Here is a 16,237-nt window from a genome sequence, read left to right as displayed (position 1 = left end):
AAATACCGACTAGCTGTCAGTATTTTTTAATCATCATTATTTACAAATATATTTTCTACTTTCCACGATACTTTTTCAATAAGTAAGCTGAGATGATAAGTAGTAACCCAACTCCTCCTACACCGATTGCTCCAAGAGCAGGGAGTTCTATGTTCGGTTTATTTGTTTCTTGCTTATTCCGCATCTCATTATTTTCTTCTTTTTCTTTCTCTTTTTCTTCACTTCCTCCTTCAGCTATTTTGTAATTTGCAAATACTATCCCTATTTCATCTTCCAAATCACCTTTATATTCTTTAAAGTCTTCTAAACTTCCAAACTCTAGGATTTCTGGATGAGTTGCCGAACGTTTGGCTAATCTAATATGAATGGTAGCTTTATCTGCATATCCTTGTGCCTTATCCATGTATGCCACAATAACAGTGTTAGTCTTTTGATAACCTGTAGGCACCTCCTCTTCACTTATGATATAAAGATTACCTCTAGCCATATGTTCTAAGGTTCTAGAACCCTTTTCAGTAGAAAGAGTGGCTCCTGCTTTGGCATCAATAGAAGTCTTACTACTCGTTGAAATATCATTCCCTGACAAGTCCAAAGTGTCAAGATTTAAACGCTCAAGGCTGTCAAAATCTTGAGTCGGTTCAAACTTCTCAACCCACCTTAAAGCAAATTGGGTGTCCATTGGTCTATTACTTTCTCCATCAACTTTTTTTATTGTAAAACTATGAGTAATATTAGAATGAATCTCAAAAGAAATTAAATATTCTGAGATTTTTTCTTGGAAAGATGAGTCACTTTTTACTTTTTCGACCTGAGAATCAGTACTCTCTAATGCTTTGAATTCTGGATTCTTTGTTTTAATAAGCGAAACGACACCGAGTGTACTTGGCGTTTGATTTATACTTTCTAGTATTGATTCATCTGGGGTTTCAAGTAAATCTCCACCATCAATTTCAATGTTATTATCTTCTTCATGTTCTTTAAGTTCATCCATATTTGGTGTTGTGATTATCCATTGGGAGGTTTCTCCAAAATTTGGAAATAATCCAATCGAACTTTTTTTAACCAATTTATATTGAGTATCATACTCTAAACTAATTGGAGATGTACTTTCTTGACCATTATTTTCATTGTCAATAACAGTTAGCTTGCCATCTAAATTAGATTTTAAGGCTATTGTTTCTCCTGTAAATTCATTATTAAATGTTTTTAGTATTCTATCAAAACTATTGATTCTTTTTACGGAATCCGAATCAGTAGACTTCCTACCTAAGCGAGTCAATTCAAAACTTACTCCAGCTAAAGGGGAGGTAAAGTCATCATCTATCTTATCAACTTCTAACTGCAAGGGCGGAACGGCCTGATTATAAAAAATTAGTGTGAGATGCAAATCACCATTTTCTTCTTCATTCAATACTAATCCATTTTTTCCACTTTCATTTTCATCTAAAAATGGAATATCTATACCCTCACTACCAATAGCAACAATGCTTCCATTAAATTTGACTCGGAAAAAGTGAACTTCATCATCTCTGTAATATCCATTTGGGCTAACACTTTCTTGCAAGGCGTAAAGACCGGGTAATAGATTATTTGTGATTTCAAGGGGCTTAAGTTGGGTCAATTCATCATCTACTGATTCTATCTGATATAAATTAAAAACTGCTCCATCAAGTTTTTCTTCTGAATCAACCGCTCTTTTATCAATTGTAACAGAGTTTCTAAATTCCTCTACATTTATATCATTAGTGATATTGAGACTAATCATGAATTTATTATAGTGTTCATCTAAAGCGATTTGCTCTCCATCAACTTTTATTATAGGCTGCCCATTTTCAAACTCAGTTTTTATTTTCCATGGTCCTTCCAGTGAGTGACCGGGCGATTTTATTTCGTGGAGTTGATATTCTTCTCCGTAATTTAAACGGGTCTTATCAAATAAAATTTCACCTTTTTCGTTCGTTACTGCCTTGTCAATTTCTTCTCCTTGACTATTTTTAAGTACAAATTCCACCTCTGACAATGGTTCATTATCATGGTTAGATGTTTTGATTAGCTGTAATCTAAACTTCTCTATGTTAGCAATTGTAGTTTTGTCTTCCCCAATTGTTATCCAATCATATATTTCGCTATTAAGAACAATCTCATCTTTTATTTCATAAATGAATTCTTCGCCCAAAATAGAATACTTAGGTAAATTTTCTAACTGACTCCGCCATTCATCATCCTCTTTAAGCGTAACAGTCTTGGTCCAATCAGATGATATTTGAGCACTTCTTCGGCCTATAAGCAGCTCAACATTCTCAGGTATATTTTCTGAATTAGCTAACCATTGTTTTTCAAGGGTAAGATTTATTCCTGATGATTTTGCTGATGGTACTCCAAAATTTACTTTATTATCTGGGTTACTACCGTTTGGAGTCAACGTCGTTTCTCCATTCATTTGATACCAATAATTAGTTTTAAAATCATCGGTTTCAGTATTTAATCGAACCTGATAATGAATTTGAACTTCTTGATTTTTCCCAATATTAAGATTTGAAATTTCTAATCCTTTTTCGTTTATCTTACCTGTTGGTAAATTATCAATTGAGTCTTCTCCGACACTAGTAATTTCAAACTTTGTATCCTTATATTCAAACTGAGCACCTAGTGGGTCGAGAATCAATCCATTTGTAATTGTGTTAAATCGACTTAGAACGACATTTGCTTGATTTTTTAAATAATCAGTAATATCATTTGCACTATTTGCATCTTGGTATAATCCTGTCGTAGCTATTAGACTGGTCCGACTTTTGACTTCTTCTTGACTCAGATAGCTTCCATCATTCCCAAGTTGAATTCCAAGTGTATGAATTTCTGAAATCTCTTGTTTAGAAATTTCTGCCTCTCCTAATGTTGCGGCCCAAGTGTCCCGAATTTCGATATTACTTCCACCATTTATATCTTTAACAGAATATGGGCTTTGAATCTTAGAAGTGTTTCCTGGTTCATCTCGGCTTTCAGCAAAGCTTTGACCATAAATGACATTATCAACTTTTGAGGCAGAATTTACTTTGTAACTAAACGTCGGAACACCATCAGTCATCAAAATCATCATTTTTTGATTATCACTGGAGTCCTGTTCAAGCATCTCAGTTCCCTTACGAAGTCCCAATTGAGTAAAAGTTCCACCTGAAAATTGTGGTGCTAATGCTTGATTAATTGATTTAACATGGCTTTCTGATGATACTTTATCTATCGGTACAGTGATATATCCACTAGCTCCCGTTACATAATTCCCGGGACTAGAATATCCAACAATTCCAACATTGACATAGTCTGCATAAGCAGTGTTTTGAATCGTTGATAAAAAATCACTCACTCCTTGCCGAACAGCAGTTTCTTTTGCCCCTTGCATCGAGCCTGACATATCAATTACCAAAACAATATCAACTGGTTTTATTGGGTTTTGAACATTTCCTCGAACATTTAAATAAACATCGTATAAGCCTGGTGTTTCTGTTTCTTTTGCATATTTTCTTAAGGCAAAATCGACTGGATTATTAACTCCAGCGTATTCAATATACGAATTTTGTAAATTTGTTGATTCTCCATTCCAACTATTGACTCCATCCCACTGTGAAGAAAAAGAATTCCAGCGAGAAATTCCTGTCTCATCTTGTCTATATTCAGGAGAAATATTTTCATAATTTTGCGCTAAATCATTAAAACTAGCCTTTATCCCAAAGTTTGAAGGATAAGAAAATGCTAATTGTGAATCTTTTTTTAATTGACTAACAGTTTCTTCTTGACTTGACTCGTTATTTAATACTTCTTCTGTATTTTTATTATCCTTCTCTTTTGAATCTGCTTTATTATTTTCTGGAATATATAAGCTAAAAATTGTTGATTCATTCTTCGCTAAAATATCTTCACTGATGACTTCTTGATCGTTTTCAATAAGTTTAGCATCTGCCTGAATTTCTAAGTTTAACAATGAAATAGAGTTGTTAGCTCTAAGTACAATCTTTCCTTCATTCTCTTTTTCAAAATCTGAAATTATTGTATTTTTTTCTTTAAGTGTCCAGCTTTCATTTTCCTCTATTTCAATAGGCTGATTCCCTTCAAAAGAAAACTTTAACTTTAATTCTTTATCATTTTCTGTTTTATTTATTCTATAATCAATTTCCCATTCGTATTGATTTTCTAAAGCTTGCATACTATATGAGATATTGAATGATTCATCATTAATAAGCTCAACTTTATCTTTATAATTTTTTTGATTTTCTGCAAATACTTGATGACCTTGCAGTAAGTTTGGAACAAAGTTTAGAACTAAGATTATTATACTTAAACAAACCGTCCATTTTTTTATCATCTATCATTCCTTTCTTGCGAATTTCATATTTATCGAAATTATTTTGGTAGAATTCTACTCCTTTCTATTTTTTATCCATGCTTCATATTTGAGTTTTAGATTAAATCTTTTTGATTTATAATTTTATTATTTTCACAACCATAAACTCATTTTACATAATTATTATCTCATATTGTTCTTATTTTTCAAATTGAAATACATTGTTTTGCTTTAGTATTTATAAAAGTACATTCGCTAAGACAATGAATAACGCGTACAAGTTCATATATAGTGACTAATAATACTATGATTTGACTTTGTTTTTTTATAATCCCTATCTAACAAAAACTAATTTTATTCTAATTTATTCTTTTATTTTAATCTATCTAAAAAAGACATTAGAGCTCTCTTCTAATGTCTTTTTATTCTAATATTATTTATTTTTATTCTTGAATCAATTTGCTAAATGGAATCAATCCTTGAGTTTGATATTCTTTTTCAAATTCAGCAGAATCAAGTTGCAATTGTTCAACAGGTAATGGACGATGGTCAAAGATGTTGACATTGATGACCGTTGGACGATTCGCTTCTTTAGCTTTTGCAAAAGCTTCATTTAATTCTGACAAATTATTAACATCAAAACCTAAAGCTCCCAAAGCCGCTGCAGAAGCGCCAAAATTAGCACCTATCAAATCAATTCCTGAGTGTGGTTGTTTGGCATCATCTTGTTCTGCTTCGATAAATCCAAGGCTCTTATTGGTCAAAACAACATTGATAATTGGTAAGTTATATTTGACCTGAGTAAGAATATCAGGCATCACCATTGCCCAAGCTCCGTCACCAGAAATTGACCAAACTTGACGGTCTGGATATTGCGCTTTCGCACCAATTGCTGCAGGTAGAGCATAACCCATTGTCGCATACCAGCCACTTGTTGTGAATTTTTGATCCTTACTTGTATCGAGAAGTCTCATTCCATCAATTGTGACATTTCCTACATCAACTTGGAAAATGGCGTCATCAGTGGCCATGTCATTAATGGCTTTAAAGACAGGTTCTACTTCCAAAGGTGAGCTGTCAATGACTGAACGTTTTTCAAGCCACTCTACCCAATTTTCTTTGTCTGCTAGTGCTGCGCGATACCAATTTGTTTCTGGAAGTTGTTCTCCCACTTCCATTAATTTCTTAATTGTCAGTTTGGCATCTGCCAAAATAGCTAAATCTACTTGATGACGACGTCCAAATTTAGTTCCGTCAATATCAACTTGTACGTATTTAGCATCTTTAGGAATAAAGAAACTTTGGAATGGCATGTCTGAACCTAAGAACAAAACAGCATCTGTGTTAGAAGCAATTTCTACCCCAGGTTTAGAGGCCACTCGACCAGCTGACCCCATGTAAGCAGGGGCATTGTCAGGAATAATTCCTTTTCCTAAGGCAGAACTCAAAATTGGAGCATGAAGCATTTTAGAAAGTTCTAAGATTTCCTTGCGGGCTCCTCTTGTTCCTTGACCAATATAAATCAAAGGGCGTTTTGCTTCTTTTAGTATTTTCCATGCTTCTTGGATTTTTTCAGCCGCAGGTTCTAGTGGCAAAGGTTTTTGATATAGATTAGCGCTAGAGACATAATTATCTTCAATTTCTTGCCAACCTAAATCTTTGGGAATGGTAATGACGGCAACACCACGTTTGGCATAGGCTTGACGAATCGCTTCATCAACTACTGCTGGCATTTGTTCTGCGGTCATTACTGTTCTGTTATAGACACTAACGTCAGCAAACATTGGATTTTCATTTAATTCTTGGAAATAATTAGTATTCATTGCACTCGTTGGAACTTGACCAACCAAGGCAAGTACTGGAACATGGTCATATTGAGCATCATATAATCCATTTAACAAGTGAACGGCTCCTGGTCCTGCTGAACCAAAGGTTACTCCGATTTCTCCGGTTACTTTTGCTTCCCCAACGGCTGCTAAAGCACCCACTTCTTCGTGACGAACTTGAATGTAATTTAATGTGTCTCTTCGGTTATATAATGCGTTCATTGTCGAATCAATTGACCCACCGGGTAAACCGTAAATATTTTTGACACCCCAATCTTCAATAACTTTTAACATTGCATCTGATGCATTTATTTTTGTCATGATATTCTCCTTGACCTTAAATCTATCAACTACTAACTACTTTGAAACTACTTTATATACTAATTTCTCCTTTCGCCGTAAGTAAATAAATTACTTTTCAAGTAAATTATAGGTCAAAAAAATCTAAATGTAGACTATTTGAGTCCAGCCATTTATTTTTTTAGTCTGTCAGCAATAACTAAAAAAGAACTGTAAACTAAACAGTACAGTTCTTTTTATTTATGTCTTGATCTAAGGTCAAATGGCTGATTAAAAATTTTATCAAGAAGTCACGTTCTTCAATCCATTTTTCTCGATTATCTTTTAAATGTACACGATTTGATAAGAAAACGACTGCTTTTTTGATGCGAGGATTAATTAATAAAAAAGTTCCGGTATAACCAGTATGAAGCAACCAATCATCATTTGGCCCGAGTAAGTCCCAAGCCAAACTTCTTTTTTTATCTCCGTCAGCATAATTTTTTGTCAGCTTTAAATATTTTTCTTCTTGAAAATAAGCTTGACTGAATAAAATTAAATCAGACATCGTTGAAAATAAGCCGGCTGAGCCACAATGATTTTTTAAAACTTGAGCTTTAGGGTCATGAACTGTTCCTACTGGGATATTTTGACTTGTTGGTACTGCATTTTCTACTGGTCCAAAACTTGTGTCAGTCATTTTCCAGTCTTCAAATACTTGTTTGTAAAAGATTTTATCCAGACTTTCTCCATAATATTCTTCTAATAAAAAACCTAGTAAAATAAAATTAATATCTGTATATTTGAAGGTCTTATTGTCAGTAATTTTAATCTGATTAATTGCTTCTGTCAGTTCTTTTGCGTTTAGCTTATCTCTATTTTTTATGAAAGGATCAATACCAGAAGTGTGTGTCAGTAATTGCCGCAAGCTGACGCTTCTGTCAGTAAATTTAGAATAATATTTTTGAAGAGGGGCATCAATTTCTAACTTTCCTGCTAGGACAAGATTAATGACGGCTGTTCCGGTGCCCACTACTTTTGTCAAAGAAGCTAAATCCCATTTTTTTCCCTGAGTGAGCTTGATTGTTTTAGGATAAATTGCTGAATTTCCTAAAAGATACTCATTAACTTTTTCTCCTTCAATAATTGCGAAATTGACACCTGGGAAAACGTCACGCTCAATATAATCTTCGATTATTTTTAAAAATTCTTGTTGATTTTTCATGTTTCAACCTTCGTTTCTGATTTATTTTGAGTAAAAAAACTTGTCAAAAATTAACAAGTTTTTTTAAAATTATTATTTTACAAACCAAAGTTCTACATGGTCAGGAACTTCTAATGAAAAAGTTTTAGCTGAGCCATCCAAATATGTTCCGTCCACATCAGAAAATTGATGAGCAAAATCTTTCAAATCAAAATCTTTATCAATCATGAACACTAAAAACTCAAGGTCAAGTACTTCATCGGTTCCTGCAGCTAAATCTTCGCTTTCTTCAACACTAAAAGTCAAAGTTACAAAAGGAAATTCAATTTGGTTATTGATTGCTTTAAGACCAAAAACTGATTCATAAAATTCAATAATTGATTGGTCAGCAACATTCAAATCCATTGCTATAATTTCAAAATCTGACAAACCTTTAAAAGTTTTATCTTCCTCAAGTTCAATTTCTGATTTATCAATTTCTGTCAGTGATGATAAATCTGTCAGTAAATCTGATGTTACCAAAAAAAGTTCTGCTTCAGGCGAAAGTGCTGAAAAAGCAAAGCCGTTTTTTCCTTTATAGACCTTAGAAATCTTGTCCAAGTTACGAACAATTAATTGCTCAATCTCAGATGAATTAGCTTTGATCACCGTTTGCCCGTGTTTTTTCAATCCTTCAACAGGACGAAAACCTGGTGATTCTTCTAATTGAAACCGATCTTTTTTCGCTTCATGCCCACCAAGCCATACCATTGCGCCTTCTTCTACCAAGACCTTAAATCCAAGCACTTCACGGTAGAAATCTAAATTTTCTTCACGGTTAAGCACACGATAGACTGGTTGAAAAGCGGTAATATGATTTATAATCTCGCTCATTTTAGCCTCCATTGATTACATTTACAAATAACTATCTCTTATTTTCGCAAATTTCAAGGAAATTATCAACGATTTATATCTTTTAGTTTTCCTTTCTACATTAAATGTGTAATTTTAAAATCTCAATAAAAAAACTCATAGTCGTTAACCATGGGCATTTTTAAGGATAGTTTTAAGTACATATCTAGGTACGAACAAAGTTAGACTGACCTTTTAGTGTGGTTGCCAGATATGCACATTTTTGAGGTAGCTCTATTTTACTACAATTTATTCAAGTTCAGATTAACAAAAGTTATCAACAAAAATGAAATATTTTCTTCTGCTGACAGCTATTACTATGCTATAATATTGACATGTTTAATATAGAAAAACTTCAATCATTAGCCAAATATCGTTGGGTAATTGTAATTATTTTGGCGCTACTTTTTTCAGCCCTATCTGTCAGTATTTTTCACTTGCCATTTTTAATGACAGCTCTCGTATTATCGATTGTTGGATTAATTTTTGCTTATCACAAATCAGTTTGGTTGGTGCTCTTTATTTTATCTAACTTACCAATGCTTGCGACAACCATTTTTGCTTATCAGCACCATTTCACAACCTTAGATACCGTCATCTTTTTCATTATCTTTTTACTTACGATTATTTCTTCTTATCTGATTGCTCGTAAAGCTGATATTATCCCTAAAATAAGCTGGAAATATTTTCCTCCTTTAAAAATAATAATTGGTTTTGCTTTGCTTTTTCTGGTCTCTATTCTGACAGGAATTTTTGCTCAAATTATCAATCAAAGTCCAACAACCAGTAATCAAGATTCACTAAATGAGCTACAAAAAGTGATTCCAATTGCTGTCTTTGCGACCCAAACACTTGCTGCTGGTTTTTTAGAGGAACTTGTTTATCGGGTAGGAATTTTTGAAGTCATTTTCAAAAATCAAAAATATTTTGCTTTTTTAACGGCATTGCTCCTTTTTGCTTACATGCATGGTCCTACTGACCTCTACAGCTGGTTAACTTACGGTTTAATGAGTCTCGTGCTTACCAGTCTTTATGCTAAATATCGCAATTTTTATCTTAACATGAGTGTCCATCTTCTTTGGAATCTCTTTGGGTTAGTAATTGCGCTTGTGCTTAAATAAAAAAATTACTGACAGAAATTCTGTCAGTATTTTTTTTATTTTTTAAAGATAAATCATTTTAAATAGAGCTACGGCTGCAAGTGATGCAAGAATTGGTGCCAAAACTGGAACCCATGCATACCACCATTTAGAAGAACCTTTTGCTTCACCCAAAACTGATTTTGGTAAGAGGCTGTGAACCAAACGTGGACCAAAGTCACGCGCTGGATTCAAACCAGGTCCTGTAGGACCGCCAAGAGCGACTACAAGTCCCATAACAAGGAATCCTAAGAATAAGTGAGCAACCATTTTAGAAGCTGAAGCTCCTGAGGCTTGAACCCAAATCTGATTCATAATGTCTGATGAAGAAACATCTGCTCCTTGACCTTTCAAGTAGTTTGTCATCCAAGTAATTGATTGACTACCAAAGAAGATATTTGTCGCAGCAACTGCTCCGAAGAACAAGACGAATGATCCAACAAATTCATTCAAGAAACCATTAATTGTGGCTCCCAAACGAGTTTTTTTATCATTGTCATCAACATTATCGATTGTTGAGAAAGTTCCAAGAATAGCATTTGGATTTTGTGTTTTAAGATAGTATGGGCGATAAACCATAACAATCAATAATTGTCCAAACATCGCACCTAAAACTTGCGCAATAATATATTGAGCAACATGTGCCCAAGGAAAAAGTCCTGAGGCTGCAAGTCCAAGTGTGAAAGCTGGATTAATTTGTGAAGTAATATTACCGAAAGCAACTGCTGGTAGCATTACACCAAGTCCATAACCCCAACCAATAATCATCCAAGATTGTGCGTGAGCTTTTGTACCTTTAAGTTCAACGTTGGCAACCGCACCATTACCCATGATGATGAGTAGCGCAGTTCCGACAAATTCAGTGATATATTTCACTGTCCATGTAACATCCATTTTTTATGGAACCCTCCAAAATTTGATTTTAATATAATAACCTCAGCTATTATATCAGAAAAGCGCGCTTGCTTCAAATATTCATTGGAAATTAGACCCTTTTAGTTTGATTATTTACTGAAAATTTGCTATAATTAAAAGAATTATCATGCTTTTTATGGAGGACTTAAGATGCGCTTTAATCATTTTTCAATTGTTGATAAAAACTTTGATGAACAACTAGCAGAACTTGATCAGCTTGGGTTTCGTTGGTCTGTTTTTTGGGATGAAAAGAAAATTTTAAAAGATTTTCTCATTCAAAGTCCTACTGATATGACTGTTTTACAAGCAAATACTGAGCTAGATGTCATTGAATTCTTAAAATCCTCTATTGAATTAGATTGGGAAATTTTCTGGAATATTACTTTGCAACTTCTTGACTTTGTTCCAAATTTTGATTTTGAAATAGGAAAAGCAACTGAATTTGCTAAAAAACTTAATCTTCCACAAAGGGATGTTGAAATGACAACTGAAACTATCATCTCTGCTTTTTACTATTTACTTTGTAGCCGTCGTAAAAGCGGGATGATTCTTGTTGAACATTGGGTTTCAGAAGGTCTTCTTCCTTTGGATAATCACTATCACTTTTTCAATGACAAATCATTGGCAACTTTTGATTCTTCGCTCCTTGAACGTGAGGTCGTTTGGGTTGAAAGTCCAGTTGATACTGAGCAAAAAGGAAAAAATGACTTAATTAAAATTCAAATTATCCGTCCAAAAAGTACAGAAAAGCTTCCGGTTGTGATAACCGCAAGTCCTTATCATTTGGGAATCAATGAGAAAGCAAATGATTTAGCGCTTCATGAAATGAATGTTGATTTGGAAAAAAAGGACAGTCACAAAATTCATGTCCAAGGAAAGCTTCCACAAAAACGTCCATCTGAAACCAAAGAACTTCCTATTGTAGATAAAGCACCTTATCGCTTTACTCATGGTTGGACTTATTCTTTAAATGACTACTTTTTGACGCGTGGTTTTGCTTCTATTTATGTGGCTGGTGTTGGAACGCGTGGCTCAAATGGCTTCCAAACTTCAGGCGATTATCAGCAAATTTATAGTATGACTGCTGTCATTGATTGGTTAAATGGCCGAACTCGTGCCTATACTTCTCGTAAAAAGACGCATGAAATTAAGGCCACTTGGGCAAACGGAAAAGTAGCCATGACTGGAAAGTCATATTTAGGAACGATGGCTTATGGTGCTGCTACTACTGGAGTCGATGGACTTGAAGTCATTTTAGCTGAAGCTGGAATTTCTTCTTGGTATAATTACTATCGTGAAAATGGTCTTGTCCGTTCTCCTGGTGGCTTTCCTGGTGAAGATTTAGATGTGCTTGCTGCACTGACTTACTCACGAAATCTTGATGGTGCTGATTATTTAAAAGGAAATGATGAATACGAAAAACGTTTAGCAGAAATGACCACTGCTTTAGACCGTAAGTCTGGTGATTACAATCAATTTTGGCATGACCGAAATTATTTAATCAATTCTGACCAAGTTAGAGCTGACGTCCTAATTGTTCACGGCTTACAAGACTGGAATGTTACACCCGAACAAGCTTATAATTTTTGGCAGGCTCTGCCAGAAGGTCATGCCAAGCATGCCTTTTTACATCGTGGGGCTCATATTTATATGAATTCTTGGCAATCCATTGATTTTTCTGAGACAATCAATGCTTATTTCTCTGCCAAATTATTAGATAGAGATTTAAATTTAAATCTTCCACCCGTTATTTTACAGGAAAATTCTAAAGAACAAGTTTGGTCAGCTGTCAGTAAATTTGGGGGCGATGACCAGCTCAAACTCCCCCTTGGGAAAACGGCGGTTTCTTTTGCTCAATTTGATAACCACTATGATGATGAAAGCTTCAAAAAGTATTCTAAAGATTTCAATGTCTTTAAAAAAGATTTATTTGAAAATAAAGCTAACGAAGCTGTCATTGATTTAGAACTTCCTTCTGAGTTAACAATTAATGGTCCAATTGAACTAGAAATCAGACTAAAATTAAATGATAGTAAAGGGCTCTTATCTGCTCAAATTCTTGATTTTGGTCCCAAAAAACGGCTGGAAGATAAAGCAAGAGTAAAAGATTTTAAAGTTCTTGACCGTGGCCGAAACTTCATGTTAGATGATTTGGTTGAACTTCCTCTTGTCGAAAGTCCTTATCAGTTGGTCACTAAAGGATTTACCAATCTCCAAAACAAAGATTTACTGACGGTCAGTGATTTAAAAGCTGACGAATGGTTTACGCTCAAATTTGAACTACAACCAACGATTTATCATTTAGAAAAAGCGGATAAACTTCGGGTCATACTCTATAGTACTGACTTTGAACATACGGTTCGTGATAATCGTAAAGTGACTTACGAGATTGATTTATCTCAATCTAAACTCATTATTCCTATTGAAAGTGTGAAAAAATAAGATGGCAATTATTGGAATTCTTTGAACTCCTTACAATACAGTTGAACAATCCCCTTTTTGGTGGAACAAAGTAAGCTATACTCGTCAATCATTTATTGATGTTTTTCAGGATTTAGGTCATACTGTGATTATTCTTCCTGTTGACAAAACCGAAAATATAAAAAATTACCTGACACTGGTAGATAAAATTGTACTGACTGGTGGGGCAGATGTCAGTCCTTATCTATATGGTGAGGAGCCTAATGCTAAATTAGGAACAACTGATCCGATTCGTGACCGTTTTGAGCTTGCCACAATCAAAGCTGCTCTAGAAGCAAATAAACCTATTTTGGGCGTTTGTCGTGGCCTACAGTTACTCAATGTTTATTTTGGCGGAAGGCTTTATCAAGACTTGAGTCAAACTTCAAGTCAGATAAAACATCTCCAAAGTCCAACACCACAAGAAATTCCAACTCATCATATTAGTGTTGAACAAGAAAGTGCCTTGGGCTTCTTGCCTGAAAATTATATGGTTAATTCTTTCCATCATCAAGTCATTAAAGATTTGGGCCAAGGCTTGACGGCCATTGCTCATGGAAACGATGGCTTAGTTGAAGCGATTGAAAATAAAGAAAAACATGTGCTTGCTGTCCAATGGCACCCAGAATGTACTTGGGAAACTGAGCATTTTGATAAGAAAATTTTTGAAATTTTCGCTAACGGAACCATATAAAAGTTAAAAAACCGTCATAAATCTTTTTTATGGTGGTTTTTTTAAGATTATGTTAATATTATGTCTATATTAAAAGTCAGCTCACTCGTAACCAACTTCCAAATTTAAAATAAAAACTGAGCTGACAAAATTTCTGAGGAGAAATTGATATGAAAAAAATAAAATTGTTGACTCTTGCAACAGTTGGAATTGCCTCAATTGGCTTACTTGCTGCTTGCTCGTCAAAAGATAATTCATCTTCTAAATCAACAGATAAAGTAACAACCGTAACTGTTGCAACTTCTGCCGCTTCTGTCCCTTATGAATACAGCGAAAATGGCAAAATGACTGGTTTTGAATATGATATTTTAAAAGCTGCTGACAAAGACATGAAGGATTATAAATTCGACTTTAAAGTCTATGAAGATAGTGCGATTTTAGCTGCTTTAGACGGTGGTCGTGCACAAATTGCGGCAAATAATTTTGGTAAGACAAAAGCACGTTCTGAAAAATATCTCTTTAGCTATCCTGTTCGCCAAGGAATTGATGCGATTTTCTCAACATCTAAAGAAAATATTACAAAAATCTCTCAACTTGCTGGTAAAACGACAGAAATTCCTGCTGGAACCAACTATGGTGATATGTTTGAAAGCTGGAACAAAAATCATCCAGACAAAAAAATCAATGTAAAATACAGCCAACGTCCTTTAGCCGACCGTTTATCTGCTGTTTCTAGTGGACAAATTGATTTCTTATTTGCTTCTAAAGCACCCGCAGAAAATTTGATTAAAGAACATGCAATCACAGGTTTAGTGGATACTGTTCCAACAGACTTGGATAAACAACCAGAATTTAAAACTTATGATTACTTTATTCTTGATAACAGCCAAAGCAAGTTGCAAAAAGATTTGAATGTTGAGCTCAAAAAACTTTACGACAACGGCACACTTAAAAAACTGTCAGAACAATATTTCCATGACAGCCATATTCCAGCTGCTGACCAATTCAAATAATTAAATAACTCGTCAATGACGAGTTTTTTTTACTGACAGAAATTTTTTGTGCGATACTCACTCATAAAAGAAAGCTGTCAGTAACTTTTATTTCACTTCATTTTGAAATAAATCATTCAGACCTTCGCCCATTGTTGGATGAGTGAAAATTTGGTCGCGTAAAATTTGATAGGGCGTATGCATTTTCATAGCCAAACTTACAAGATTGATGACCTCATGAGAATCTTCATGATATAAAGTTGCACCGAGAATTTCATCTGTTTTTGGGTCAACAAGAGCTTTAAGAATTCCGCGAGTATCTTGAACAACTTTAGACTTAACAATTGGTGCCGCAGCCATCTTAAATAAACGATAATTAACCCCAGCTTTTTTCGCTTGTTTTTCATCCAAGCCAATTCGAGATAATGTTGGACTAATAAAAACAGAATAGGGCACGAGTGTTCTGTCACTTAATTTACGCGAGTGATCACCAAACAATTGATTATTGACAATCCGAAAATCATCTGTTGACAGATAGTAGAATTGTCCACCTCCCCGAACGTCACCAAGTGCCCAGATATTTTCTGTACTTGTTTTTAAATCATCATCAACTTTAATATAACCACTTTCTGAAAGTTCAACACCAGCTTTTTCCAAATTTAAGTCAGTAATATTAGGCCTGCGACCTGTTGCCACTAATATCTTGTCAGCTGAATAGGTCTGACCTCCTGCCAAAACTTCGCTGTCAGTAATTTTTTCAACTTTAACCCCAAGATGAATTTCAACTCCTGAAGCCTTTAAATCTTTAAAAATTTCCCTTGAAATATCATCGTCTTCTTTGGGTAAAAATGTTGAATGAGGTTCTAAAATTGTGACCTTAGACCCAAATTTATTAAACATTCCGGCAAATTCTAAACCAATATAGCCCGCGCCGATGATAACTAATTTCTTTGGAAGTTCAGAAAGTTCCATCGCTCCTTCAGATGTAATTACATTTTTGGATTCTTGAATTCCTGAAATTTCGGGAATCACTGGAGTTGCTCCCGTATTGATGAAAATGCGTTCTCCAATCACTTTGCTTATCTTGTCACCATTAACGACCTCAAGGGTTTCTTGATTAATAAAACGCGCAATTCCATCCATAACATAAACCAATGGTTCGTCAGCTGCCCCGTGATAGGCTCCATTGTGTAAAATTTCACGAACCTTGTATTTAGTAGCCATTGCTTCTGAAAAGTTCATATTTTTTTGTCCGGCAACAATTAGAGTTTTAGAAGGTGCACAGCCAACATTGGGACAAGTTCCGCCGTACATCGCCTGGTCACGTTCAATAATCAGAGCTTCTTCTCCGTGCTGCGACAATGTTTTTGCCAAAGCTCGACCAGCCTTACCGAATCCAATAATAATATTTTTGAAATGTCTTGTTTCCATAAGTCTCTCTTTTCGTTAGTTTATCTCCTTATTTTATACCATTTGAATGTCTGAGTGTTCTATTTTGGTTTAATAAAAAGACGCCACACGG

The 16,237-nt window shown here is 34.6% G+C and carries 9 protein-coding genes and 1 pseudogene; 4 read left to right on the top strand and 6 right to left on the bottom strand.

Annotated elements, in window-relative coordinates; genetic code table 11:
* Nucleotides 1-55 precede the first annotated feature (55 nt).
* From MHB61_RS10785 to MHB61_RS10770, 4 genes are all read right to left on the bottom strand, one after another.
* Nucleotides 56-4,357, bottom strand: a complete 4,302-nt coding sequence (locus tag MHB61_RS10785; protein WP_137016319.1) for a SpaA isopeptide-forming pilin-related protein — start codon at nt 4,355-4,357, stop codon at nt 56-58.
* 422 nt (nt 4,358-4,779) lie between these two features.
* A complete protein-coding gene (gene spxB, locus MHB61_RS10780) occupies nt 4,780-6,483 on the bottom strand; it encodes a pyruvate oxidase (protein WP_004254461.1) in 1,704 nt (567 codons plus the stop codon).
* 196 nt (nt 6,484-6,679) lie between these two features.
* Nucleotides 6,680-7,666, bottom strand: a complete 987-nt coding sequence (locus tag MHB61_RS10775; protein ID WP_004254459.1) for a serine hydrolase domain-containing protein — start codon at nt 7,664-7,666, stop codon at nt 6,680-6,682.
* A 72-nt stretch (nt 7,667-7,738) separates the two neighbouring features.
* Nucleotides 7,739-8,518, bottom strand: coding sequence for a CppA C-terminal domain-containing protein (locus MHB61_RS10770; RefSeq protein WP_010906285.1), 780 nt, complete (start codon nt 8,516-8,518; stop codon nt 7,739-7,741).
* Between the two features lie 353 nt (nt 8,519-8,871).
* On the opposite strand from MHB61_RS10770, the gene MHB61_RS10765 reads away from it, so the two are divergent.
* Nucleotides 8,872-9,657: a CPBP family intramembrane glutamic endopeptidase gene (locus MHB61_RS10765; RefSeq protein WP_004254455.1), complete on the top strand. Its 786-nt coding sequence runs from the start codon at nt 8,872-8,874 to the stop codon at nt 9,655-9,657.
* 42 nt (nt 9,658-9,699) lie between these two features.
* Here the strand turns inward: MHB61_RS10765 and gla are convergent, their stop codons facing one another.
* Nucleotides 9,700-10,569, bottom strand: coding sequence for an aquaglyceroporin Gla (gene gla / locus MHB61_RS10760; protein ID WP_010906286.1), 870 nt, complete (start codon nt 10,567-10,569; stop codon nt 9,700-9,702).
* Nucleotides 10,570-10,740: 171 nt separating this feature from the next.
* On the opposite strand from gla, the gene MHB61_RS10755 reads away from it, so the two are divergent.
* The 3 genes and pseudogenes from MHB61_RS10755 to MHB61_RS10745 all read left to right on the top strand — a co-directional run bounded on the left by MHB61_RS10755 (nt 10,741) and on the right by MHB61_RS10745 (nt 14,736).
* Nucleotides 10,741-13,032: a Xaa-Pro dipeptidyl-peptidase gene (locus tag MHB61_RS10755; protein ID WP_004254450.1), complete on the top strand. Its 2,292-nt coding sequence runs from the start codon at nt 10,741-10,743 to the stop codon at nt 13,030-13,032.
* Nucleotide 13,033: 1 nt separating this feature from the next.
* Nucleotides 13,034-13,744: pseudogene (locus tag MHB61_RS10750) on the top strand (gamma-glutamyl-gamma-aminobutyrate hydrolase family protein).
* 149 nt (nt 13,745-13,893) lie between these two features.
* On the top strand, nt 13,894-14,736 hold the full coding sequence (locus MHB61_RS10745; protein WP_004254442.1) for an amino acid ABC transporter substrate-binding protein: 843 nt from the start codon (nt 13,894-13,896) through the stop codon (nt 14,734-14,736).
* Between the two features lie 87 nt (nt 14,737-14,823).
* Here the strand turns inward: MHB61_RS10745 and MHB61_RS10740 are convergent, their stop codons facing one another.
* Entirely contained in the window at nt 14,824-16,146 is a 1,323-nt protein-coding gene (locus MHB61_RS10740) for an FAD-dependent oxidoreductase (RefSeq protein WP_004254437.1), read from the bottom strand.
* Nucleotides 16,147-16,237 lie beyond the last annotated feature (91 nt).

Source organism: Lactococcus sp. FSL K6-0773, from assembly GCF_038006485.1.
Lineage (GTDB): Bacteria > Bacillota > Bacilli > Lactobacillales > Streptococcaceae > Lactococcus > Lactococcus lactis.
This window is presented reverse-complemented; position numbering and strand designations above follow the sequence as displayed.